Origin of the sequence: Pseudomonas sp. HR96 (assembly GCF_034059295.1) — a bacterium.
Taxonomy (GTDB): Bacteria; Pseudomonadota; Gammaproteobacteria; order Pseudomonadales; family Pseudomonadaceae; genus Aquipseudomonas.
Genome location: NZ_CP139141.1, coordinates 259,010 through 281,379, shown reverse-complemented (window position 1 = coordinate 281,379; position 22,370 = coordinate 259,010). Strand labels below are relative to the sequence as shown.

20 protein-coding genes are annotated in these 22,370 nt (G+C 65.7%); 7 read left to right on the top strand and 13 right to left on the bottom strand.

The window, feature by feature from the left end:
* Positions 1-31: 31 nt before the first annotated feature.
* From fliF to SFA35_RS01265, 3 genes are read right to left on the bottom strand one after another with little or no spacing between them, the layout of a single operon-like run.
* Positions 32-1,636 carry a flagellar basal-body MS-ring/collar protein FliF gene (gene fliF, locus SFA35_RS01275; protein ID WP_320574335.1) on the bottom strand — a complete coding sequence of 535 codons (1,605 nt, stop codon included), beginning with the start codon at positions 1,634-1,636 and terminating at the stop codon, positions 32-34.
* A gap of 32 nt (positions 1,637-1,668) precedes the next feature.
* On the bottom strand, positions 1,669-1,992 hold the full coding sequence (locus SFA35_RS01270) for a flagellar hook-basal body complex protein FliE (RefSeq protein WP_320574333.1): 324 nt from the start codon (positions 1,990-1,992) through the stop codon (positions 1,669-1,671).
* Complete coding sequence (locus SFA35_RS01265; RefSeq protein ID WP_320574331.1) at positions 1,989-3,377, bottom strand: sigma-54 dependent transcriptional regulator; 1,389 nt, start codon at positions 3,375-3,377, stop codon at positions 1,989-1,991. Before SFA35_RS01265 ends, SFA35_RS01270 begins: the two co-directional genes overlap by 4 nt.
* A 232-nt stretch (positions 3,378-3,609) precedes the next feature.
* On the opposite strand from SFA35_RS01265, the gene SFA35_RS01260 reads away from it, so the two are divergent.
* The 7 genes from SFA35_RS01260 (at position 3,610) to SFA35_RS01230 (ending at position 9,894) form a co-directional block, all read left to right on the top strand.
* A complete protein-coding gene (locus SFA35_RS01260; protein WP_320574329.1) occupies positions 3,610-4,452 on the top strand; it encodes a FliM/FliN family flagellar motor switch protein in 843 nt (280 codons plus the stop codon).
* A gap of 65 nt (positions 4,453-4,517) precedes the next feature.
* The gene (fliN, locus tag SFA35_RS01255; protein WP_320578789.1) at positions 4,518-4,847 is read left to right on the top strand and encodes a flagellar motor switch protein FliN; all 330 of its coding nucleotides are present in this window, start codon (positions 4,518-4,520) and stop codon (positions 4,845-4,847) included.
* A complete protein-coding gene (gene fliP, locus SFA35_RS01250; RefSeq protein ID WP_320574326.1) occupies positions 4,844-5,590 on the top strand; it encodes a flagellar type III secretion system pore protein FliP in 747 nt (248 codons plus the stop codon). The genes fliN and fliP overlap by 4 nt, the downstream gene beginning before the upstream one ends.
* A gap of 8 nt (positions 5,591-5,598) precedes the next feature.
* Positions 5,599-5,871: a flagellar biosynthetic protein FliQ gene (locus SFA35_RS01245; protein ID WP_320574324.1), complete on the top strand. Its 273-nt coding sequence runs from the start codon at positions 5,599-5,601 to the stop codon at positions 5,869-5,871.
* Between the two features lie 3 nt (positions 5,872-5,874).
* Positions 5,875-6,675: a flagellar biosynthetic protein FliR gene (gene fliR / locus SFA35_RS01240; RefSeq protein ID WP_320574322.1), complete on the top strand. Its 801-nt coding sequence runs from the start codon at positions 5,875-5,877 to the stop codon at positions 6,673-6,675.
* The gene (locus tag SFA35_RS01235) at positions 6,668-7,804 is read left to right on the top strand and encodes a flagellar type III secretion system protein FlhB (protein WP_320574320.1); all 1,137 of its coding nucleotides are present in this window, start codon (positions 6,668-6,670) and stop codon (positions 7,802-7,804) included. Before fliR ends, SFA35_RS01235 begins: the two co-directional genes overlap by 8 nt.
* A complete protein-coding gene (locus SFA35_RS01230) occupies positions 7,801-9,894 on the top strand; it encodes a flagellar biosynthesis protein FlhA (RefSeq protein ID WP_320574318.1) in 2,094 nt (697 codons plus the stop codon). The genes SFA35_RS01235 and SFA35_RS01230 overlap by 4 nt, the downstream gene beginning before the upstream one ends.
* Before the next feature lie 151 nt (positions 9,895-10,045).
* Here the strand turns inward: SFA35_RS01230 and SFA35_RS01225 are convergent, their stop codons facing one another.
* From SFA35_RS01225 to SFA35_RS01180, 10 genes are all read right to left on the bottom strand, one after another.
* Positions 10,046-11,473 (bottom strand): efflux transporter outer membrane subunit, encoded by a 1,428-nt coding sequence (locus SFA35_RS01225; RefSeq protein ID WP_320574316.1) that lies wholly within the window; start codon positions 11,471-11,473, stop codon positions 10,046-10,048.
* Positions 11,470-12,396 (bottom strand): HlyD family secretion protein, encoded by a 927-nt coding sequence (locus SFA35_RS01220; RefSeq protein WP_320574314.1) that lies wholly within the window; start codon positions 12,394-12,396, stop codon positions 11,470-11,472. The genes SFA35_RS01225 and SFA35_RS01220 overlap by 4 nt, the downstream gene beginning before the upstream one ends.
* Complete coding sequence (locus tag SFA35_RS01215) at positions 12,393-12,602, bottom strand: DUF1656 domain-containing protein (RefSeq protein ID WP_320574312.1); 210 nt, start codon at positions 12,600-12,602, stop codon at positions 12,393-12,395. Before SFA35_RS01215 ends, SFA35_RS01220 begins: the two co-directional genes overlap by 4 nt.
* Positions 12,599-14,701 carry an FUSC family protein gene (locus SFA35_RS01210; RefSeq protein ID WP_320574310.1) on the bottom strand — a complete coding sequence of 701 codons (2,103 nt, stop codon included), beginning with the start codon at positions 14,699-14,701 and terminating at the stop codon, positions 12,599-12,601. Before SFA35_RS01210 ends, SFA35_RS01215 begins: the two co-directional genes overlap by 4 nt.
* A complete protein-coding gene (locus SFA35_RS01205; protein WP_320578787.1) occupies positions 14,694-15,149 on the bottom strand; it encodes a MarR family winged helix-turn-helix transcriptional regulator in 456 nt (151 codons plus the stop codon). Before SFA35_RS01205 ends, SFA35_RS01210 begins: the two co-directional genes overlap by 8 nt.
* 98 nt (positions 15,150-15,247) lie before the next feature.
* Complete coding sequence (locus tag SFA35_RS01200; RefSeq protein WP_320574308.1) at positions 15,248-16,258, bottom strand: Gfo/Idh/MocA family oxidoreductase; 1,011 nt, start codon at positions 16,256-16,258, stop codon at positions 15,248-15,250.
* A 154-nt stretch (positions 16,259-16,412) separates the two neighbouring features.
* Complete coding sequence (locus tag SFA35_RS01195) at positions 16,413-17,609, bottom strand: type II toxin-antitoxin system HipA family toxin (protein ID WP_320574306.1); 1,197 nt, start codon at positions 17,607-17,609, stop codon at positions 16,413-16,415.
* 5 nt (positions 17,610-17,614) lie between these two features.
* On the bottom strand, positions 17,615-17,866 hold the full coding sequence (locus tag SFA35_RS01190) for a helix-turn-helix domain-containing protein (RefSeq protein WP_320574304.1): 252 nt from the start codon (positions 17,864-17,866) through the stop codon (positions 17,615-17,617).
* Between the two features lie 171 nt (positions 17,867-18,037).
* Positions 18,038-19,390, bottom strand: a complete 1,353-nt coding sequence (locus tag SFA35_RS01185) for an HlyD family type I secretion periplasmic adaptor subunit (protein WP_320574302.1) — start codon at positions 19,388-19,390, stop codon at positions 18,038-18,040.
* Positions 19,380-21,533: a type I secretion system permease/ATPase gene (locus SFA35_RS01180; RefSeq protein ID WP_320574300.1), complete on the bottom strand. Its 2,154-nt coding sequence runs from the start codon at positions 21,531-21,533 to the stop codon at positions 19,380-19,382. Before SFA35_RS01180 ends, SFA35_RS01185 begins: the two co-directional genes overlap by 11 nt.
* Positions 21,534-22,370: the final 837 nt, after the last annotated feature.

The window sequence follows — 22,370 nt, the reverse complement described above, 5'->3', positions numbered from 1 at the left end:
GGTCAGCAGCGCAGGCGCGGCCGGCGTTTTTTCAAGGGTTGGGTGAGTCATGACGGCCTATCCATTGTTTGAGCACTTCGCTGACCCGCTCGGGGTCACGATCGGCAAGCAGTTGCAGATGTTCGAGCTGCAGTTCGACGCCCGAACCGGGGGCCGGCAGGCTGATCTCGGCCAGCGGATCGTCCTGTGCAAGGCCGCCGGGTAGCGACGTCGGACCTTGGAGCGCGGTCGCCACGGGGTCGGCGGCACTGACCGGCTCACGCGGCTCGGCCAGCTTGCGGATCACCGGGCGCACCATCCACAGCAGCACCAGCACGCTGATCAGGCCGATCAGCGCCAGCCGCATCAGGCCGTAGAACCAGCTCTCCTGCCACCAGGCCGAGCTCTGGACCGGTTCGGCCAGCTCGATGAAGGGGAACAGGTCGAGGGTCAGTGCATCGCCTCGGGCCTCATTGAAACCCACGGCGCTCTTGACCAAGGCCAGCAGGCGCTCGCGCGCCGCCGGGGTCCAGGCTTCGGCGTCGGGCTGGCCATTGACCAGCACCGCCACGCTCTGCTGACGCAGCTGGAAAGGCGCGTGCTTGACGTGGGTCACGCTCTGGTCGTAGTCCATCTGCCGGTTCGATTCCTTGCGCAACGAGGTCGCCGCCTGGGCGCTGCTCTCGGCGCCCGCCTGGGCCGGTGCAGGCGCGGCGGCCGGGCGATTGGACAGTGAGCCGGGCACACCCAGCGCCAGCTGGTCGAGCACACTCTCATCCTGCAGGCGTTCGCTGCGCAGGCGCGGCGCCTCGCCATATTGCTGGTGGGTCTCCTCGCGCTGGCTGAAGTCCATGTCGGCGGCCACGCTGACCCGCACGTTGCCGGGGCCGAACAGCGGGCCCAGCACCGCCTCGACGTTGCCGACGGCCTGGCGCTGGTAGTCCTGCACCACCCGCCAGGCCGGGGCACCGCCCTGGCCGGGGTCCAGGCCCTGGGTAAGCAGGCTGCCGTACTGATCGACCACGCTGACGTCGCCGGCCGCCAGGCCCGGCACGCTGCCGGCCACCAGGTTGACGATGGCGCCGGTCTGCTCGGCGCTCAGGCTGGCGCCGGCCTTGAGTTGCACCATCACCGAGGCCTTGGCGGGCTGCACGGGCGCCACCACGAACGAGGTGCTCTTGCCCAGCGCCAGGTGCACCCGCGCACCTTCCACGCCGTCGATGGCCATGATGGTGCGCGCCAGCTCGCCTTCCAGGCTGCGCTTGAGGCGCACGTCCTGGACGAATTGGCTGGTGCCCAGCGGCTCCTCGCGGTCGAACAGGTCATAGCCGGCCGGTACTGCCACCTGCACGCCCCGGGCCGCCAGGGTCAGGCGCGCGCGGCTCAGGTCCTGTTCATGGACCAGCACCTGGCCGCTTTGCGGGTGCAGGCGGTAAGGGATGTTCTCGCCGTCCAGCACCTCCATGACCTGGCTGGCCGGGAATGCCTGGCCGGACCCGTACAGCGGGCGCAGGGCACCCTGGTCACGCCAGAGCCAGACCACCACGGCCAGGGCCACCAGGGCCGCCACTCCAGCCAGGCCCACCAGGGGCAGGCGCGGATCGATCTTCAGCCCGCCAGGGCCGGCATTGAATGTCTTGCTGATTGCTTGCCACACGGTTGGCTACTCGCTCAGGTCTTGGGCCGGATTCACAACGGGGTTTTCATGACTTCGTCGAAGGCACCGGTGAGCTTGTTGCGGACCTGCAGCAGGGCCGAGAACTGAATGCTGGCTTTCTGGCTTTCCAGCATCGCGCCGAGCAGGTCGTCGCTCTGTCCGCTGTCCACCGCCGTGGTCAGGCGCGTAGCGTGGTGTTGCTGGCGGTCCACCGCGCGCACTGCCTGTTGCAGCACGGCGACGAAGCCGCCGGCTGGCGCGGTGCCCTGAGCGGGGCTGACGGGCTGGCTGGCCATCTGCTGGAACTGCGCCATGCGGGCCAGCAGATCCTGCCGTACCTGGTCGATGGGGGTCATGCAAATCCTCCGGAATGCGACGGCGCCAACTGGATCGCCACGCCCTCGGCGCGCATGGCGCTCAGGCGATAGCGCAGCGCGCGCGGGGTCATGCCCAGGCTATGGGCGGTCTTGGTCTTGTGGCCGCCGAAGCGGCGCAGGGTGTCGATGACATGCTGGTACTCGGCCCATTTGCCACTGGCCTTGAGCGCGGCATGCCCGGCGTCCGCCGAAGGTTCGGGGGGCGCCAGCAGCGAATCGTCCAGGCCCAGGTCGCGCGGCTGGATGAACAGGCCGTTGCGCAGGATCAAGGCGCGCTGCAGGCAGTTTTCCAGCTCACGCACGTTGCCGGGCCAGTCGTGGGCCAGCAGGGCCTGGCGGCTGGCGCTGGTCAGCAACTGCTCGGGGTTTTCGCCCGGGGCATTGCGTTCGATGAAACGGTGGGCCAGCAGGAGGATGTCTTCGCTGCGTTGGCGCAGCGGCGCGATGTGCAACGCCAGCACGTCGAGTCGAAACATGAGGTCGGCGCGAAACCGTCCGGCTTCGGCCTCGGCCCGCAGGTCGCGGTGGGTGGCGGCGATCACCCGCACGTTCAGGCGAATGTCGCGCTGGGCACCCAGGCGTTCCACCCGCTGCTCCTGCAACACCCGCAGCAGCTTGGCCTGCAGGCCCAGGGGCAGCTCGCCGACTTCGTCGAGCAGCAGGGTGCCACCGTTGGCCAATTCGAATTTGCCGGGCTGGGCATTCACGGCACCGGTAAAGGCACCGCGCTCATGGCCAAACAGCAGCGACTCGAGCATCTGCTCGGGAATTGCCGCGCAGTTGACTGCCACGAACGGGGCCTGTTCGCCACTGCCGACCCTATGGATGTAGCGGGCCAGCAGCTCCTTGCCAGTGCCGGTCTCGCCGGTGATCAGCACCGGCGCCTGGGTGGCCGCCACCCTTTGCGCCATGGCCAGCAGGCGCCGGCTGGCGGGCGAGCGATAGACCTGGGTGTGCTGCGCGGCCCTGGCCGCGCGCTGGCGGTGCAGCAGAGCGTCGAGCTGGGCGACGCTGAACGGGGTCAACAGGTAGTCCACGCAGCCGGCTTCCAGCAGGGCGGCCGCACAGGCCTGCTCGGCGTAGGCAACGATGGGTACGACGTCCAGCTCGCCAGCCAGGCGCAGCAAGGGCAGGACATCGGCCTGGGCCTGGCCGCCCGCCCGTGCACCGACGAAGACGAACACCAGCCCGGCTTCGCCGAGCAGCTCGGCACTGGCGTCGGCGCAACTGGCCAGGCTGCGCACGCGCACCTGGCGCTGGTGCAGGCTGTCAGCCAGGGCTTCATGCTCCGCGCTGTCGAGCGCGCCGATCAGCAAGGCGCGTAGCCGTGCCGGGCCGGGCTCGGCGGGTCTGTCTTGATCCATCGCTCACCTCCGCATTCATACCTGCATGGGTCATTTGCAGGCACCCTAGCGCGACTCGCCACCGCGCGAAAAATCAAGCTGCGTCAAGAGTTCTCAGGCAGATCAGCCGCTCTCAAACCGGCATTTTTGAGAACTTTTGATTGGCCGCCCCACGCCGGGCGTTCCTAGACTCGGCCCCATCGAGCGAGGCCCGACATCAGGTTTCGCGACAGGCCGCAGACAGGACGCTTACATGATTGCCCAACCGAAAGTTCAGCATCGCCTGGCCCGAGAGGACCTGACCCTGCTGCGCCCGGACAAGCTGGGGCGCCATTACCACCAGGCCGGGCAGCGGATCCGCGAGGCCTTCGGCAAGCAGCCCGACCTGCTCGCCGACCACTTCGCCCGGCATTACCGCACGCCGCTGCAATGGCAAGGCATCACCCTGCACGAGCAGGCGCCACAACCCGCCGCCTGCCAGTACCGCTGGCGCGACACGCGGCTGGGCTTTGCCGCCGACCGCGCGCTGCTTGGCGAACTGCTGGAGCGCTACTACGGCGGCGCACCGCTGCCGACCGCGGCGCCAGAGGAGGCCAAGGCCAGCGCTTCGGAGCAGCGCCTGCGCGACCGCCTGGGCGAACAGCTACTGGGCCTGTGCGGCCGCCTGCTGCTGGGCGAACCGGCGATGCAGCGCCTGGAGCGCTACCCCGGCAAGGACGAAGGCAACTGGGAGTTCACCGTGCAGCTGGAAGTCGTCAACCCGGTCAGCGGGTTGCGCGCCTCGTTGTGGCTGTACCTGGACGAGCCCATGGTCGACGCGATCATCCGCCACGCGCCGCGGCGCTCAGCCGGCGTGGTAAGCCCGCCGGCACCGGTGGCCATCGAGGCCCTGCCGGTGCGCCTGCAGTGCGTGCTGTTACGCCTGCCGATGCCGCTGGCCCAGGTGCTGGCGCTCAAGCCCGACGACGTCCTGCTGGTGCGCCTGCCGGAGCGCCACGCAGTGTGCATCAACTCGCTGAACCTCTTCACTGCCAGCCTGGCGCAACACGCCGGTGCGCTGGTGCTCACTTCATTCGACAGTGTGAACCGCCCATGACCGTCAAGCCCAACCCCGAAGCCGAATTCGACACCCTGCTCAACGAGGAGCAGCTGCTCCAGGCCATGGGCGACCACGAAGCCGCCGCGCCGACAGCCGCCCTGGCGCCAACGCCAGCACCGCACAAGGACCTGAAGTTCTTTGGCGGCATCAGCGTGGAAGTCACCCTGGAGGTGGCCTCGACCCAGGTGACCCTGCAGCAGTTGATGGAACTGGACGAAGCCAGCGTCATTGCCCTCGACAAGCTCGCCGGCGAACCGCTGGACGTCAAGGTCAACGGTGCCCTGTTCGCCCGTGCCGAAGTGGTGGTGCTCAACGGCAACTACGGTCTGCGCATCGTCGAGTTGTGCGCCGAAGCACAGGGTGACGGCCAGGCCGCCAGCCCGCTGCCATGAGCGCCCTGCCCTGGCTGGCGGTCGCGATGCTGCTGCTCGGTGCGCCGACGGCGCTGGGCGCCCCGGGTGATTTCACCCTGCTTGAACTGAGCGACAGCGAACACGGCCAGCAGCTGAGCATCAAGCTGCAGATCGTGCTGCTGATGACCGTGCTCGGGCTGTTGCCGGCCATGCTGCTGATGATGACCTGCTTCACGCGCTTCATCATCGTGCTGGCCATCCTGCGCCAGGCCATGGGCCTGCAGCAGAGCCCGCCCAACCAGATCCTGGTCGGCGTCGCCCTGTGCCTGACCCTGCTGGTCATGCGCCCGGTGTGGCAGGACATCCACCAGCAGGCCTACCTGCCCTTTCAGGCCGAAGAAATCGGCATGGAGCAGGGCCTGGCGATTGCCCGCGACCGCGTGGCCGGTTTCATGCTCGCGCAGACCAGCCAGGCCTCGCTGCAGACCATGGTGGCACTGGCCGGCGAAACAGTCCCCGAAGACCCGAGCACGATCGACTTTACCCTGTTGCTGCCGGCGTTCGTGCTCAGCGAGATCAAGACCGCCTTCCAGCTCGGCTTCATGATTTTCCTGCCGTTCCTGGTGATCGACCTGATCGTCGCCAGTGTGCTGATGGCGATGGGCATGATGATGCTGTCGCCGATGATGATTTCACTGCCGTTCAAACTGATGATCTTCGTTCTGGTCGACGGCTGGACCCTGCTGGTGGGCACGCTCGCCAGCAGCGTCCAGCCGTTCTGAGGTGCCCTGTGCTCAGCCCTGAATACGCCGCTCAACTGGTTGCCGATGCGGTCTTCGTCACCGCCTTGATCGTCTGCGTACTGGTGCTGCCGAGCCTGCTCGGCGGCCTGCTGGTGAGCATTTTCCAGGCCGCCACGCAGATCAACGAACAGATGCTGAGCTTTCTGCCGCGTCTGCTGATCACCCTGGCCATGCTGCTGTTCGCCGGGCACTGGATTATCGGCAAGCTCTCGGACCTGTTCGTCGAGACCTTCGCCCAGGCCGCCAGGCTGGTCGGCTGAGGCATGCTGCCGCTCGAGGCGCTATTGGCCGCCACCAGTCAGCTGCAGGCGCTGCAGGGCTACTGGTGGCTGTTCTGTCGGCTCGCGGCGGTGCTGTTGCTGGCGCCGCTGTTCAACCACAAGGCCCTGCCGGCCAGGGTTCGGCTGCTGCTCGCGGCCAGCCTGGCGCTGGCCCTGGGTGGCGCGCTGCCGGCCGTGCCGGCGGTGGACGTGCTGTCGCTGCACGGGGTATTGCTGAGCCTGGAGCAAATCGCTTTCGGGCTGGTGCTGGGGCTGATGCTGCAGCTGGTGTTCATGGTGTTCAGCCTGGTGGGCGAGCTGATCTCCACGCAGATGGGCATGAGCATGGCGCGCTACAACGACCCGGTGAACGGCGTATCCTCGACATCGCTGGTGTACCAGCTTTACTACGTGATGCTGGCGCTGATGTTTCTGGCTCTGGACGGTCACCTGCTGGTGGTCAGCGTGGTACTGGGCAGCTTCGCCCAGTGGCCGGTCGGCGGCGGCCTGGACTACGGCAGTTTCGCCAGCCTGCTGCGCGCCGCCGGCTGGCTGTTCGGCGCCGCCCTGTTGCTGGGGCTGCCGATGGTGGGTTGCATGTTCATGGTGCAGTTCTGTTTCGGCCTGCTCAACCGCATCTCGCCGTCGATGAACCTGTTTTCCCTGGGTTTCCCGGTGACCATCGTGGTCGGCCTGCTGTGCATCTGGCTGACCCTGCCGAACATGCCCGAAGCCTACCTGCGCATGACCCGCGAAGTGCTCGGCGACCTCGCCGTGCTGCTTCAGGACGACGGCCATGGCTGAGCAGGGCAGCCAGGAAAAGACCGAGAAGGCCAGCGCCGAGAAACTGCGCAAGAGCCGTGAGGATGGCCAGGTCACCCGCTCCAGGGACCTGGCCACCTGCCTCTCGCTGGTCGCCAGCCTGGCGGCCTTGTGGCTCTGCGCCGGATGGTTCCTGGAGGGCCTGGAACAGGCCTTTCGCCTGTCCTGGCCGAACCTGCAGCACAGCGAGCTGAGTCTGGACGACCTGCGGCTGCTGCTGACCCACAACCTGATCGGCTTCATCAAGCTGCTGGCGCCGCTGCTGCTGGCGCCATTGCTGGTGTTGCTGGGCTCGCTGATCCCCGGTGGCTGGGTATTGGCCAGCAAGAACTTCCACTTCAAGGCCAGCAAGCTCAACCCCATCACCGGCCTGGCGCGCATCGTCTCGGCGCAGAACGCCAGCGAGTTTCTCAAATCGCTGCTCAAGGCCTCGGTGCTGATGGGGGTGGCGGGCATGCTGATCCCGGCCACCTTTGCCGAACTGATGGCGCTGCAGCAGACCCATGTCGCCAAGGCCGTGGCGCTGGGCCTGACACGGGTGGTGCAGGTGATTGCCCTGCTGCTGGCGGTGTTCGTGCTGTTCGCCGTGATCGACATCCCTTTGCAGCGCTTCTTCTTCCTGAAGAAACTGCGCATGAGCAAACAGGAGCTCAAGGACGAGCACAAGAATCGCGAGGGCCGCCCGGAGACCAAGTCGCGGATCCGCCAGGTGCAGCGGCAGATGGCGCAGCGCCAGATCAACCGGGTCATGCCCCTGGCCGATGCGGTGATCGTCAACCCCCAGCACTACGCGGTGGCCCTCAAGTACGACCCGTCAAAGGCCAAGGCGCCCTATGTGCTGGCCAAGGGTGTCGACGACACCGCGCTGTACATCCGCCGCATGGCCACCGCCCATGGACTGGAAGTGATCCAGGCGCCGCCGCTGGCCCGGGCGCTGTACCACAGCACGCAGATCAACCAGCAGATCCCCGCACCGTTGTACGCCGCGGTCGCCCACGTGCTGACCTACCTGGTGCAACTGCGCGCGTTCCGCAATGGCCTGCGCCCGCGCCCTGCCCCACCCGACCACCTGCCCGTCCCCGACTCACTGGCGAACCAGAGCCCACCATGAACCTACTGCATCGTTTCCTGCCGACCTTGCGCAGCGGCCGCATCGGCATTCCGGTGATCATCCTGTCGATTCTGGCGATGATCATCCTGCCACTGCCACCCTTGCTGCTGGACATCCTGCTGACCTTCAACATTGCCATGGCGGTACTGGTGCTGATGGTCAGCGTGTCGTCGCGCAGCCCGCTGGACTTTTCCCTGCTGCCCACGGTGATCCTGATCACCACGCTGCTGCGCCTGACCCTCAACGTGGCCTCCACGCGCATCGTTTTGCTCGAGGGTCACAGCGGCAACGGCGCGGCGGGCAAGGTTATCGAGGCGTTCGGCGAAGTGGTGATCGGCGGCAATTTCATCGTCGGCCTGATCGTGTTCGTGATCCTCATGATCATCAACTTCATGGTGGTAACCAAGGGCGGCGAGCGCATCTCCGAAGTCACCGCGCGCTTCACCCTGGATGCCCTGCCCGGCAAGCAGATGGCGATCGACGCCGACCTCAACGCCGGTCTGGTGAGCCAGGAGCAGGCCAAGGCGCGGCGTCAGGAGGTGGCTCGCGAGGCGGACTTCTACGGGGCCATGGACGGCGCCTCGAAGTTCGTGCGCGGCGATGCGGTGGCCGGCATTCTGATTCTGCTGATCAACCTGTTCGGCGGTTTCGCCATCGGCGTGTGGGTCCATGACCTGGGCGCCGGCGAGGCGTTTCGCCAATACGCCCTGCTGACCATCGGCGACGGCCTGGTGGCGCAGATACCGGCACTGCTGTTGTCCACGGCGGCGGCGCTGATCGTCACGCGCATCAACGAAGCGGCAGAGATCACCACCCAGGTGCGCCGTCAGCTGATGGCCTCGCCGGCCCTGCTGTACACCGTGGCGGGCATTCTGCTGGTGCTGGGCCTGGTGCCTGGCATGCCGCACCTGGCGTTCATCGGTTTTGCCGGTATCGCGGCGGCGTTGGGCTGGGTCATCGCGCGCAACCCGGTGGGCGCCGTGCCTGATCTGGAAGACGTCGCCGAGCTGAGCCAGCACATGCAGGCCGAACAGGCTGGGACCCTGGGCTGGGAAGACATCCCGGTGGTCGAGCGCCTGTCCATTTCGCTGGGCTACAAGCTGGTGGGGCTGGTCAACGAGGCCGCCGGCGCGCCCTTGCCGCAACGGGTGCGTGGCGTGCGCCAGAGCCTCAGCGAAAGCCTGGGCTTTCTGCTGCCCCCGGTGCAGATCCGCGAAAGCCTGCGCATGAAGGCGGCGCACTACAGCATTCATGTCAACGGCGAGCGTATCGAAGGCGCCGAGCTGTACCCCGAGCACCTGATGGCCCTGCCCTCGGCCGAGACCTACGGCGAGGTCGACGGCATCCTCGACCTCGACCCGGCGTACCGCATGCCGGTGGTGTGGATTACCCCGGAACACAAGGCCCGGGCCCTGAGCCTGGGTTACCAGGTGATCGACTGTGCCAGTGTCATCGCCACGCACCTGAACAAGGTGGTGCGCGAGCAACTGCCGGAGCTGTTCACCCACGACGACGTCGAGCACCTGATGCAGCGCCTCACCGGCCTGGCACCCAAGTTGGCCGAGAGCCTCAAGGCACAGCTCACCTACACCCAGCAACACCGCGTGTACCGCCAGCTGCTGCTGGAGAACGTGCCGCTCAAGGATGTCATCGCGCTGGCCACAGCGCTGGTCGAAGGCAGCGAAAGCAGCAAGGACCCGGTATTGCTCGCCGCCGACGTACGCTATGCCCTGCGCCGCTCGATCGTCGGCGCGATTGCCGGCGAGCGCAGTGAAGTATCAGTGTTCGTGCTCGACAATGCCTTGGAAAACACCTTGCTGGCGGCGCTTAGCCTGGCCCGTCAGGCCGGCCCGGTGAGCCTGGACAATGTGCCGGTCGAGCCGAACCTGCTGACCCAGCTGCAGAATGCCATGCCGGTGATCAAGGAGAAGCTGCGCAAGGACGGCCTGCCGCCGATCCTCACCGTGATGCCGCAGTTGCGTCCCCTGCTGGCGCGCTATGCACGGGTGTTCGCGCCGGGGCTGCATGTGCTGTCGCAGAACGAGATCCCGGAGAAACTGGGGGTGAAGGTGGTGGGAACTTTGGGCTAGGCACGTGGAGGGGGGCCGTGGGAGGGGGCAAAGCCCCCGATCTTTTGATCTTGATCCTGATCCAGACCAACAGCTCGGGGCTTCGCCCCTCCCACATGAGCCTGGTGAGCCCGGTCAGCCCGGTCAGCCCGGTCAGCCCATGAGCCAGGCCCTACCTGGCAGCCTGTTCCCATCCGCCGCCCAGGGCCAGGAACAAGGTGATCTGCTGCATCGCCACCTGGGTATTGGCCGCCGCCAATTGCCCGCGGACCTCGGTGTAGGTGCGGGTGGCCTGCAGGTCGGCAAGGAACGACTCGCGCCCGGCCTGGTAGAAGCGGTGCGTCTGCTCGGCAGCGCGTTGCGCGGACTGCTCGGCATCGGCCAGAGCATCGCGGCGCTCCAGCAGCGCGGTGTATTGCACCAGCGCGGTCTGGGTCTCGCGGATGGCGTTGAGCACCACGCCGTCGAAGTGCGCCAGCGACGCCTGGGTCGCCGCCTCGGCCTGGCTGATGCGCGCACGCGCGCCGTTGGTGGGCAAGGTCCAGCTGATCAGCGGGCCGAAGGCCCAGCGGTTGGTGGCCGGGTGGCCAACGTCGTCGAGGATGCCGACGGTGCCAACGGTGGCGCCAAGGCTGATGTCCGGATACAGCTGGCCGGTGGCCACGCCGATACGCGCGGTGGACGCCGCCAGCAGGCGCTCGGCCTGGCGGATGTCCGGCCGACGCTTGAGCAGTTCGGCGCCGTCACCCACCGGGATCACCTGGGCGATGTGCGGCAGCTCGGCGCATTGGCCGGTGCCGGCCGGCAGCTGGCCGACCGGCTTGGCCAGCAGCATCGACAGCTGGAACAGCCCGGCCTGGCGGATCGCCTCGTAGCGCGGCAACTCGGCGCGCAGCGACTTGAACTGGGTCTGCGTGCGGGTCACCTGGGTCTCGTCGCCGCGCCCGGCGTCGCGCAGGCGCTGGGCCAGGGTCACGCCTTCTTCCTGCAGGTCCAGCGAGCGGCGAGCAATCGCGTACTCTTCGTTGGCCGCGCAGATCTGCGTGTAGGCCTTGACCACGTCGGCCACCAGGGTGATGCGCGCGGTATCCGCCGCCGCCTGGGTGGCGTCGGCATTGGCCTGGGCGGCTTCGATGCCGCGCTTGAGGGTGCCCCACAGGTCGAACTGATAGGACAGGTTGATCGCGGCGTCGCCGAAGTTTTCCACAGGCAGCTTGACCGACTGCAGATAGGCCTCGCCGGACTCCTGAATACGCTGCACGCCGGCCTCGGCACTGGCGCCGAAGCCGCCAGCCGACTGCGCTTCCTGCACCTGGCTGCGGGCGCGCTGCAGGTTGGCCGCGGCCACGCGCAGGTCGGTGCTGCCGGCCAACGCCTGCTCCACCAGGCTGTTCAGGCGCGGGTCCTGATACAGCCGCCACCAATTGGGCGGCACCGGCTGCGAGACGACATTGCTGTTGCCCAGGTCCAGCTCATTCTGCAGATCGGGACGGTTGACCGCCGCCGTCTTCGGCGTCTGATAGTTGGGCCCGACCATCTGGCAGGCCGACAGCGCCAACCCGCCACCGACGGCCAGCAGCACCTGCAGCAGGCGGTTCATTGCGTGGCTCCCGCCGCTCGGGGAGGGTTCTGCCGATCGTTCTGTCGCACGTCCTGGACGTCGTCGATGATCGACACCGTGGCCGTGCGCCCGGCGATCATGCGAAAGTCGGCAGGCACCTCGTCGAAGGCGATGCGCACCGGAATCCGCTGCGCCAGGCGCACCCAGCTGAATGCCGGGTTGACGTTGGGCAGCAGGTTGCTGCCGCTGCTGCGGTCACGGTCCTCGATCCCGGCGACGATACTCTGCACGTGCCCGCGCAGGCGCAGGGTGTCGCCCATCACGCGGATGTCCACCGCCTGGCCGACGTGGATCAACGGCAGCTTGGTTTCCTCGAAGTAGCCATCGATGTGAAAGGACGCGCTGTCGACGATGGACAGCGCGGCGTGGCCGGCGCTGGCGAATTCCTGCTGACGCGGCGCGCGGTCGTTGAGATAGCCGTCGACCGGGCTTCTGATCACCGAGCGGTCCAGGTTCAGCTGCGCGGCGTCGACCGCCACCTGGGCCTCATTCAGCGCCGCGAGGGCGCGGGCTTCGCGCGACTGGCTCTCTTCGAGCACCTCGCGTGCCACCAGGTTGCCCAGGCCCTTGTTGCGCCTGCTCTCGCGTTGCGCCTGGGCATAGGTTTCCTTGCGCTCGGCCACGCTCGACTGGGCCTGGCGCAGGGCCAGGCGGAAGCGGTCCGGGTCGATGCTGAACAGCACCTGGCCGCGCTTGACCCACTGGTTGTCCTGCACCTGAACGTCCTCGATCAGGCCGGAGACGTCGGGGGCGATCTGCACCACGTCGGCGCGGATGTGCCCGTCGCGGGTCCAGGGGGCGTACATGTAATACATCACCATGCGCCAGATCACGACGCAGGCAAGGCCAACGACCAGCAGTGTCAGGACCAGGCGGCCCAAAGTCATCAAGGGTTTCTTCATAGCATCAGGCTTCGACCGAGAGCGTCCACCACGCCGAGTAGCACGGTGTAGAGAGCAACGTTGAATAGAGCCCGGTGCCAGACCAGGCGATAGAAATGCAGGCGGTTGAGTACGCCATGGACCACGAGGAACAGCAGGTAGGTGATGACCATGATCACCAGCAAGGTCGGCAGGAAAATCCCGCTGATGTCCAGCTCACCGATCATAGCGGCGCTCCGTCGATACCGTAGGGGGGTTGTTCTTCGGCCGGCTCCGGATCGATCAGCACCGGCACGCCGGGCAACAGCGCCAGGCGCAGGCCGCTGAGGGCCAGCAGCAGATGCGCGCGGGCGTCTTCGCCGGCACCACCTGGCGCCACATTGAGCGCACGGCGCGCGCGGTCCATGGTCATCAGCAGCGTCATCGGCGCGGCCTGGCGCTCGCGGGCCTTGAGGCAGGCGGCGAAATAGCCGCCCACTTCCCGTGTGACCTGGTCGAGCAGCACTTGCGGGCCGATCGGCACCCGCCGCAGGTAGGCCTGCAGGTCGAGCAGGTTGAGCGCCACGCGCAGGTCGCGCAGCGCCGCGCCGGTGTCCTGGCCGGTCTGGGTCAGGCGCGGCAGGTGCTGCATCAGCCGGTCGAGCATCTTCACGCCGCGGCGCCGATGCACGGCCAGGCTGGCCGGCTCGGTGATGGCGACGATGTCGCGCCAGCTGAAGCGGGTCAGGCGCCGGGCCGCGACCTCGACGCCGAACGGGCGCACCACCAGGGTCCAGATGAAGGCGAAGAGCAGGCCGACCGGGCCGGCGATGTTGGCGTTGATGAAGTTGAAGAAGTCGGCGTCGTAGGTGGTCTGGATGCTGATGAAGGTCGAGGTGTTGACGATGGTCAGCAGCGTGCCCAGGTAGAACCGCGGCTGCAGGGTCAGGGTGCCGACCACGATGAAGGGCACGGCAAAGGCCAGCACCAGCATGGCGAAGTCGTGCAGGTTGGGCAGAATCAGAAACAGGTAGAGGCTGGAGAGGATCACCGCCACCACGGTCCAGAAAAAGAAGCGGTAGATCTGTGGCGCCGGGTCGTCCATGGAGGCGAAGAAGCTGCACGACACGGCCGCGAGAATCACGGCGCTGCCGCCGTCGTTCCAGCCCATCAGAATCCACAGCACCGAGGAGACGATAATCGCCAGCACGGCCGAGCTGACCGAGTAGAGCATCAGGCCCTTGTCGAGGAACGGCGTCAGCCGGCCCAGGCGCCAGTGCCGGTACACCGCCCGCCACGGCGCGCGGCTGTCGGTCTGGATGGCCAGTTGCAGGCTGCGGCAGTCCTGCCACAGGTCGACCCACTCGCTCAGGCGATACAGGGCGTTGGCGAACAATAGCTGGCGGCGATCGGCCAGCTGCTCCGGCGTCGGCTGTTGCTGCTCGATGGCCTGGCGCAGTGCCGCCCAGGTCGCCGTGGAAGGATCGTACGTCGACTGCTGCAGCCATTCGCGACTCTGTGCCAGCAGCGGCGCGATGCGCGCCACCAGCTCGGGGGTACGGCGTTCGAGGGCCACCAGGGCATCGTCCAGCGCGTCCACCACCGGCAACAGGTGGATGACCCGGCCGCGCAGCTCCTTGGCGTTGCGCACGGTCTGCGGCCGGGTGCCCTCGTGGGGCAGCTGGCCGATCATCAATTCCAGCGAGTTGAAGGTCACCACCATGGAAGAACGCAGCGCGCCGATTTCTTCGGCCTTGACCTCGCGCGCCAGGAAGCGGTCGCTGTAGGTGGTGGCTTCGGCAAACCACTTGCCGGTGGCGCCGATCACCACCGGCGCCAGCCGCTTGGGCCAGAACATCGCGCCGACCACCGCCGCACAGACGATGCCCAGGCAGATTTCCTGGAAGCGCGAGGAGGCGATATCGAACACGGCGGTGGGGTTGTCCACCACCGGCAGGGCGATCAGCGGCATGGTGTAGCCGGCCAGCATGAAGGCATAGCTGTTGGCGGTGCGCAGGTGCAGCGAGAGGAACAGCAGGGTGCCGGTCCACAGGGCGACCACGGTGGCCAGCAACAGCGGGGTCTGCACGAACATCGGCACGAAAAGCACGGCCGCCGCCGCCCCGGCGAAGGTCCCGGCGGCCCGATACAGGGCCTTGGAACTGGTCGGGCCGACGAAGGGGCTGGAGACGATGTACACCGTGGCCATCGCCCAATACGGGCGCGGCATTTCCAGCTTCATGGCGATGTACAAGGCGATCATCGACGCGGCGAAGGTGCGCACCCCATAGAACCAGTCGGCGGCTGGCGGGATGTCGCGGGTGAAGGATTTCCACCACTCACTCATGGTGGTTGACCGGCAGGCCGGGACCGGCCTCTTCGAACAGGCGAATGACCCGCAACGCGGCTTCCAGGTCACTGCGCTCGACGCCCTCGAACAGCTCGCGGCGCAGGCGCACCAGCTCCGCCTCGATGGATTCGGCCAAGGTGCGGCCGCTGTCGGTCAGGCTCAGCGCCTTGGCCCGGCGGTCGGTGCTGTCGGCCGTTCTGACCACGAAGCCGGCACTGCACAATTGGTCGAGCAAACGCACCAGCGACGGGCCTTCCAGCCCCGAGGCATGCGCCACGGCAACCTGCCGCACGCCGTCGCCAAGGCGCACTATCATCAACAAAGGCACGGCGCAGGCTTCGGAAATGCCGTAGTTGGACAGCGCGCTCTGGCAGATCCGCCGCCAGTGCCGCGCGCCTACGACCATGCCGCTGCTGATGTTGAGTTGGAGCTTGTCGAGGTTCACGAACGGGCCCGGATTCATCCGATAATCATAGTTTGCTAACTATCTATTATGACCGAATGTTTCGTCAAGGCCGTTCGGCGGATGGCTCCCAGGGTCACTCAGGCATAGAAAGCCGGCCGCTCCGGCATCTTGATCGGCACAATCTCGCCGCTTTCCTGCGCCTGCATGCAGGCATCGGCTGCCACTGCCGCGGCATAACCGTTCCACGCCGACGGGCCGCCGATCTGGCCGCTGCTGACGCTGCCGATGAACGCCTGCAATTCGACGTCGTAGGCCTGGATGAAGCGATCTTTCCAGTCCATGAGGATCTCGGTGGACAGCTTGGCGCCGCTGCGCAGCTGTACGCTGCTGGGTTCCGGCAGGCTGGCGATGCCCTCCTCGCCCACCACCTGGCACTGGATGTCGTAGCCATAGCGGCAGTTGACGAACACCTCGACGTCGATGCGCACGCCCTTGACGGTTTCCAGCAGGACGATCTGCGGGTCGCGCAGCTGGCTGTGGGTGTGGCGGGTGGTGCGCGGGAAGATCACCTGGGCCGAGACGAAGTCGTCATCCAGCAGCCAGCGCAACACGTCCAGCTCGTGAATCAGCGTGTCAGTGATGGCCATGCTGGTGCCATAGGCCTGCGGCACAGTAGGGTTGCGGTGGGCGCAGTGCAGCATCAGCGGCTCGCCGATCTGCCCGCTGTCGATCACCGCCTTGAGCGCCAGGTAGCCCTGGTCGTATTCACGCATGTAGCCCACCTGCACCAGGCGCTTGCCGTGGGCCTGTTCGGCTTCGACGATGCGCAGGCAGCCGGCAGCCGTGACCGCCAGGGGCTTTTCGCAGAACACCGGCTTGCCGGCGGCGATGGCGGCCAGCACCAGCTCTTCGTGGCTGGGGCCCCATGAGGTGACCAGGATGGCGTGGACGTTTTCGGCGTCGATCAGGTCTTGTGCGTTGGCATAGACCTCGGCGTCGATCCCCAGCCCGGCGACGGCCTTGCGCGCCTGCTCCGCATTGATGTCGTTGACCGCTACGACCCGCGCGCCGCTAAGGGCGAGGTGGCAGCGACGAATGTGGTCGGTACCGATCGCACCGGTACCGATAACGCCAAGATTGACTGTCATTGATGGCTCCTGAGTTGTTCTTGTGGGCCTGCAGCACACCGGCACGCGAGCGCGCACCCGGGGGGGTGATCAGAGGCTAGAACGGCGACTCGGGAAAATCAATTGAGATTCTATCTATTTTATTTTTGGAATTTTTATTTTGAAATATTCGGGATCAGCGGAATGTCTGGGCGAAGAGACCTTGGGCATGGGCGATGGCCTCGAACACGTGGGGCGCGGATGGCGCTAAAGGGCGATTGACCGCCAACGACTCCTCGACCGCTTCTATCAACCGTCGAAGCCTTGCCTTGGCATCACGAATCTCGCAGCTCTGGGCAAAGTCGAGGATGCCCAGGCGTGACCGAAACAGGCTCTTGGAACCGGCCAGGCTCAGGGCCAGCGAATCCTCCGGGAGGTAGGCGGTGGTATTTACGATGTCGTAAGCCGGAGCCAGTCGCGCATCAGCGCCCAGTGGGTCTTCGTACAGCAGGCCGAAGTTTTTCAAATGGCCATCGCCATTGCCGACCATGCAGCTCAGCGCGACCATATCGAACAGCTGCTCCAGGCTGCCCTTGAGCAACGTCGGCGCGCAGAACAGCCGCAATACCCTGGCGATTTTCTCGTAGCTGGAGTTGTATTTGTCTTCGGTACCCAGCCCGGTCAGCACTGCCATGTCCTCGAACCCCAAAGGACGCTGGTCGGCCGCACGATCAAAGCGCCGCATCACGAACAGCCGGCGATTGTCGGAAAGAAAGAACTCGGGCACGGCGATCCCGGCCCGGCGCGCGGCGTCCATGCACACGAACTCGTTGATCGCCAGGCCAGGAAAATCATCCCTGCCCGTCTTGACGATCAGTTCCGGCGTCAGCACCTTGACCTTGCTGTCGGGGCTGACCTGTTCAGGAACGATCAACTTGGGCTGAACCCCGGAAATACCGGAGCGCAGGATGTACTTGTCGAGCAAGCTGGCGAACAGATCCTGCGCACCATCCCAGGCCAGCAGCTCGTCGAGCCTCTCCCCGGACGGCTGCGGCGCGCGCTGAAGCCATTCGTCCAGCGAAGGCGCCTCAACCCTGACTCTGCCAATGGGCGAACCGCTACCGGCGAGCGCCATGAGCAACATCGGATTGATCGGGGTGCTTTTGGCCAGGCGGTTGCGCAACTGTTCGAGGACATAGCCCTCTGGCAGATTCATTTGGAAGACGGGATGCAAGGCGCGAGAGGTATAGCTCGAATCGCGGATCGGCATGGTCAGGCTTATCTGCAGGTCTTGGGTTGCGCCAATGCCGTAGCGAAACCGGTAATCCTCAGCGGGGCTGTAGGACAACTCGCCACTCAGACCAGCCGGCGTAAGGATGAGTGCACGATCCATCGGTTTCACTGAAATATCTCGCGCAGTTCGTCCAGAGTCGGCCGCCGTGCGGGCTGGATCGCCAGTTCGGAACTCATCGCGGCGATGACCTTGGCGTACGAGTGCATGGAGACCGTGAGCCGGCCTTTCTCGATTTCCGCGAGCTTTTGCCGGGTGACCCCAGCCAGTTCGGCGAGCTGCATGATGGTCATGCCACGATGTTTGCGCATCTGGGTGATCTGTCGACCAAGACGCTCGACGATGAGTTGCGGGTCCATGTTATGCCTGCGTAACTCCGGAGGTGTTAGGTCATGTATACGTTACATTACCCTGTTCGTCTATTGTTATGCCAGCATAACTTTTCAGGCAGAACGTTATGCAGACATAACATCCAGAGGATAAGATGCACATCGGAGCCCGCTGCGCGCGGGCCTTGGACCTGTCGCAGCCTAGCGCTCGTGCAACGACTCGGCGCGGGCCTTGATGATCGGCTTGAGCAGGTAGCTCAGCACGCTCTTCTTGCCGGTGATGATGTCCACCGAAGCAACCATGCCGGGGATGATCAGCAGCGGCTTGTCGTCGCTGCCCAGGTGGCTGCGGTCGGTGCGCAGCTTGATCACGTAGAAGGTGTTTTTCTTTTCTTCGTCCTGCACGGTGTCGGCGCCGATCTGCTCCAGCTTGCCCTTCAGGCCGCCATAGATGGTGTAGTCATAGGCGGTGAACTTGATCATGGCTTCCTGGCCGGGGTGAAGGAAGGCGATGTCCTGCGGACGGATGCGCGCCTCGATCAGCAAGGTGTCATCCAGCGGCACGATTTCCAGCAGGTCGCTGCCCGGCTGGACGATGCCGCCCACGGTGTTGACCAGCAGCTGCTTGACGATGCCACGCACCGGCGAGGTGACCATGGTGCGCTTGACCCGATCGTCCAGCGCCTTGCCGGTGGCCTGGGCCTTGCTCAGGTCGGTGCGCGCTTCGTTGAGTTGGGTCAGGGCGTCGCTGCGGAATTTGCCGCGAGTCTCGTCGATCTTGCGGCGCACTTCCTCGATGGCCGCCTGGGCCCGCGGAATGGCCAGGGTGGTGCCGTCCATCTGCCCGCGCAGTTCGACTTCCGAGCGTTTGAGCCGCAGCATCTCCACCGGCGACACCGCGCCGGCCTTGACCAGCGGCTCGGACATATTGATCTCCTGGCGCAGCAGCGCCAGGCTGCTGCTGTACTGGCCCTGCTTGGCGGTGAACTCGCGCAGTTCCTGCTGCTTCTGCAGCAATTGCTGTTGCAGGCCACCGACCTCGTCATTGAGCTGCTGCTTGCGGCTCTGGTACAGCGACTCTTCGTTGGCGGCCTGGTTGGGCACCGACTTGCGAGCGTCGTCGGTGATCTTCAGCGGGCGGTCGTCGACTTCGGCACTGAGACGCTCGACACGCAGTTCCATGGCCACGCGGTCAGCTTCGGTCTCGCCGACGTTGGAGGCGAAACGGGTGTCGTCCAGGCGCAGCAACGGCGCGCCGGCTTCGACGATCTGCCCTTCCTTGACGTAGATCTCGGCGACGATACCGCCCTCCAGGTTCTGGATCTTCTGTACCTTGGACGACGGGATGGCCTTGCCTTCGCCCTTGGTGACCTCGTCGATCACCGCGAAATGCGCCCAGCCGACGAGAAACGCGAAGAACGCGATCACGCCCCAGATGGTCAGCCGGACGATACGCGGTGCGTCGTCGATCAGCGCTTTCTTGACCTCGGGCAGCGGCTGGCCATCCAGCGAGGCGCCCCCCTTGAAATAGCCCACTGCGGATTTAAGCAACACTGATCTGCCCCTTCTTCAACGCTTCCATCACGGCGGCTTTCGGGCCATCGGCGAGGATCTGGCCACGGTCGATCACCAGCAGGCGGTCGACCAGCGACAGCAGCGAGGCACGGTGAGTGACGAGGATGACGGTCTTGTTTTCCACCACCGACTGCAGGCGCTGCTTGAGCCGCTCTTCGCCGGTGTTGTCCATGGCGCTGGTGGGTTCGTCCAGCAGCAGTATCGGCGGATTGAGCAGCAGCGCGCGGCCCAGGGCAACGTTCTGCCGCTGCCCACCGGAGAGGTTCTGGCCACGCTCGCCGACCTGCAGTTCGTAACCCTGCGGGTGCAGGCGGGCAAACTCGTGCACGCCGGCCAGCTCAGCGGCCTGCAACACCAGCTCGTCTTCCACGTACCGGGCACCGGACACCAGGTTGTCGCGCAGGGTACCGGCCAAGAGCTGGATGTCCTGGGGCACGTAGCCGATGTTGTGGCGCAACTCGCTGACGTCGATCTGGTTGATGTCCACGCCGTCCACCAGCAATTGGCCGCTATCTGCCTGGTAAAGGCCTACCAGCAGCTTGGCCAGCGAGCTCTTGCCCGAGCCGCTGCGGCCGATGATGCCGATCTTCTCGCCCGGGCGCACACTCAGGTTGACGTTGGCCAGGGCCAGATTCTGCTGGCCGGGGTAGGTGAAATTGAGGTTGCGCAGCTCGATGGCGCCCTGCAGCACGGCACGGCTCATGGGGCGCTCTTCGAAGCTGCGCTCTTGCGGCAACTCCATCATCTGGTCGACCGAAACCATGGTCACCTTGGCTTGCTGGTAACGGGTCAGCAGACCCGAGAGTTGTGCCAGAGGGCCGAGGGCGCGGCCGCTGAGCATGTAGCAGGCCACCAGGCCGCCCATGCTCAGGTTGCCGTCGATGATCTGGTACACGCCGCAGGCGATCATCGCCACGCCGGCCATTTGCTGGATCAGCAGGGTGATGTTCATGGCCAGGCTCGACAGCACCTTGACCCGCAGCTCCAGGCGGCTGAGGGTGCCGATGGTCTGTTCCCACTGGTACTGGCGCTCGCTTTCGGCGTTGTTGACCTTGACCGCGTCCAGCCCGGCGAGGGTTTCGATCAGGCTCGACTGCCGCTCGGAGCCCAGTGCCATGGTGCGTTCCATGGTGGCGGTCAGCGGTTTTTGCAGGAGGTGGCCGATGCCCAGGGCCAGGGGGAAGGCGATGATCGGAATCCACACCAGATTGCCGCCCAGCAGGGCGATGACCGCAAGGATGATCACGGTGAACGGCAAATCGATCAGGCTGGCCAGGGTCAACGAGGTGAGAAAGTCGCGCATGCCCTGGAATTCATGAATGTTCTGCGCAAAGCTGCCGACCCGCGCCGGGCGGAATTTCATCGACATGCCGACGATGCGCTCGAACAGCGTGGCAGAGATGATCAGGTCGGTCTTCTTCCCGGCCAGGTCAAGGCACAAGCCGCGCAGGCCCTTGAGCAGCAGGTCGAACAGGTAGGCGCCGGTGATGCCGGCCGCGAGGATCCACAAGGTCGCGGTGGCCTGGTTGGGCACCACACGGTCGTACACGTTCATCACGAACAGCGGCGCCGCCAGGGCGATCAGGTTGATTACCAGGCTGGCGGCGATGGCGTCGGCATACAGCCAGCGCGAGCGCTTGAGGGTGTCTCGAAACCAGGAGCGGGCCCGCGGAATCAAGGTGCCGGTGTTGGTATCGAATTTGTGCTGCGGCTGGGCGAAGAATACCCGGCCGCTGTAGTCATCCAGCAGCAGTTCGCGGCTCACCCGCACCTCGCCGCCATCGCTCTCGCTGAGCAGCAGGCGCGCCTGCTCGCCTTCCCAGCCGAGCAGGATGGCTGCGCGGTTGTCCTTGAGGAGCAGCATGGCCGGCAGGGCGATGGCCGGGATCGCCTCGAGCTTGCGCCGCAGCAGGCGGCCTTGCAGGCCAGCGCGAGCGGCGGCGCGGCTGAGCAATTCGGGGCTCAGGCGTTGCGCCGGCAGTGGCAGGCCGGTGGTCAGCATGGCGCGGCTGGCGGGCTTCTGATGCAGCGCGCAGAGAGCCAGCAAGCCGTCGAGCAACGGATCGTCGTGCTGGTTTCGCGGGTCATGGCTGTATTCGGCCTGAGTTACTTCTGATTCCACGCTGACACTCTCACTCTGTGCATTAATCCATCCGCCTGGCCTGAACCGCCATGCCGGCCTCTTGACGCCTCACGCAGGGCGCATTGCACAAGCAGTGCCAAGCCCCGGCAAACCCGCGCGGGCAGAGGCTGCGCAAGGTCGTTGCTGGTTTATCGGCCAGGCAGGTCGAAACTGCAGGGCACGGCCCTGGGCACCGTGGTCACATTCCCTGCTTAATGGGCTCGCAGCGCCGATAAAGATCGGCGCAGTGACGGGTTCTGCCCATCGGCACGCCGTTTTTTGTCACTTTTGACAAATTCCGGCGCCAAGCCTGTCGATCCAATGGCGCTGCATAACTGCCGCTACGGCTCGTGCATCGGGCGGGAGTCTATATGGTTCAAGCGCTTGCGCGAGGGTTCAAGCGCTTGCGCGAGCTCCGGAGCGCTCGCAGAAGGGCACAGACGGGCAATGGCAGGATTTGTGCTTATGCGATGAACGGTTGACGATTTCATCGCTCAAAGCCCCGGCTGGATTGATTGCGGGGTTAGCATGCTAGCCCTTTGCCGATAGCGGCCAGGGTCTGGGACAGCGGCTCTCGCGATGTTGCCTCTGAGCCGCATGTCGGAATATTTGTAACGGTCGTCCAATCGCGGCCGATAACCCGTACGCGGGTGTAGTATCAGAGTGCTATTGCGACGTCGCCCGCTGGGTCATGTGGCAAGGTCAATACTTTGGCATAATCCCGACCCCAGTCGGCAAATGCCAATGTATTGGCGATCAGACATTTGTCGATTCAAAACTACAAAAATGCTTCAACCCCTAATCAAGTCCTCTGCCTGAAAAGGCAATAGAAGGCCG

What these genes read in the sequence shown, in the direction of transcription:
- SFA35_RS01190 (WP_320574304.1), bottom strand. Translation starts at nt 17,866, where the DNA reads ATGGACCCGCAACTCATCGTCGAGCGTCTTGGTCGACAGATCACCCAG.
- fliR (WP_320574322.1), top strand. Translation starts at nt 5,875, where the DNA reads ATGCTGCCGCTCGAGGCGCTATTGGCCGCCACCAGTCAGCTGCAGGCG.
- SFA35_RS01270 (WP_320574333.1), bottom strand. Translation starts at nt 1,992, where the DNA reads ATGACCCCCATCGACCAGGTACGGCAGGATCTGCTGGCCCGCATGGCG.
- SFA35_RS01210 (WP_320574310.1), bottom strand. Translation starts at nt 14,701, where the DNA reads ATGAGTGAGTGGTGGAAATCCTTCACCCGCGACATCCCGCCAGCCGCC.
- SFA35_RS01225 (WP_320574316.1), bottom strand. Translation starts at nt 11,473, where the DNA reads ATGAACCGCCTGCTGCAGGTGCTGCTGGCCGTCGGTGGCGGGTTGGCG.
- SFA35_RS01200 (WP_320574308.1), bottom strand. Translation starts at nt 16,258, where the DNA reads ATGACAGTCAATCTTGGCGTTATCGGTACCGGTGCGATCGGTACCGAC.
- fliN (WP_320578789.1), top strand. Translation starts at nt 4,518, where the DNA reads ATGGGCGACCACGAAGCCGCCGCGCCGACAGCCGCCCTGGCGCCAACG.
- SFA35_RS01235 (WP_320574320.1), top strand. Translation starts at nt 6,668, where the DNA reads ATGGCTGAGCAGGGCAGCCAGGAAAAGACCGAGAAGGCCAGCGCCGAG.
- SFA35_RS01215 (WP_320574312.1), bottom strand. Translation starts at nt 12,602, where the DNA reads ATGATCGGTGAGCTGGACATCAGCGGGATTTTCCTGCCGACCTTGCTG.
- fliP (WP_320574326.1), top strand. Translation starts at nt 4,844, where the DNA reads ATGAGCGCCCTGCCCTGGCTGGCGGTCGCGATGCTGCTGCTCGGTGCG.
- SFA35_RS01195 (WP_320574306.1), bottom strand. Translation starts at nt 17,609, where the DNA reads ATGGATCGTGCACTCATCCTTACGCCGGCTGGTCTGAGTGGCGAGTTG.
- SFA35_RS01220 (WP_320574314.1), bottom strand. Translation starts at nt 12,396, where the DNA reads ATGAAGAAACCCTTGATGACTTTGGGCCGCCTGGTCCTGACACTGCTG.
- SFA35_RS01265 (WP_320574331.1), bottom strand. Translation starts at nt 3,377, where the DNA reads ATGGATCAAGACAGACCCGCCGAGCCCGGCCCGGCACGGCTACGCGCC.
- SFA35_RS01260 (WP_320574329.1), top strand. Translation starts at nt 3,610, where the DNA reads ATGATTGCCCAACCGAAAGTTCAGCATCGCCTGGCCCGAGAGGACCTG.
- SFA35_RS01230 (WP_320574318.1), top strand. Translation starts at nt 7,801, where the DNA reads ATGAACCTACTGCATCGTTTCCTGCCGACCTTGCGCAGCGGCCGCATC.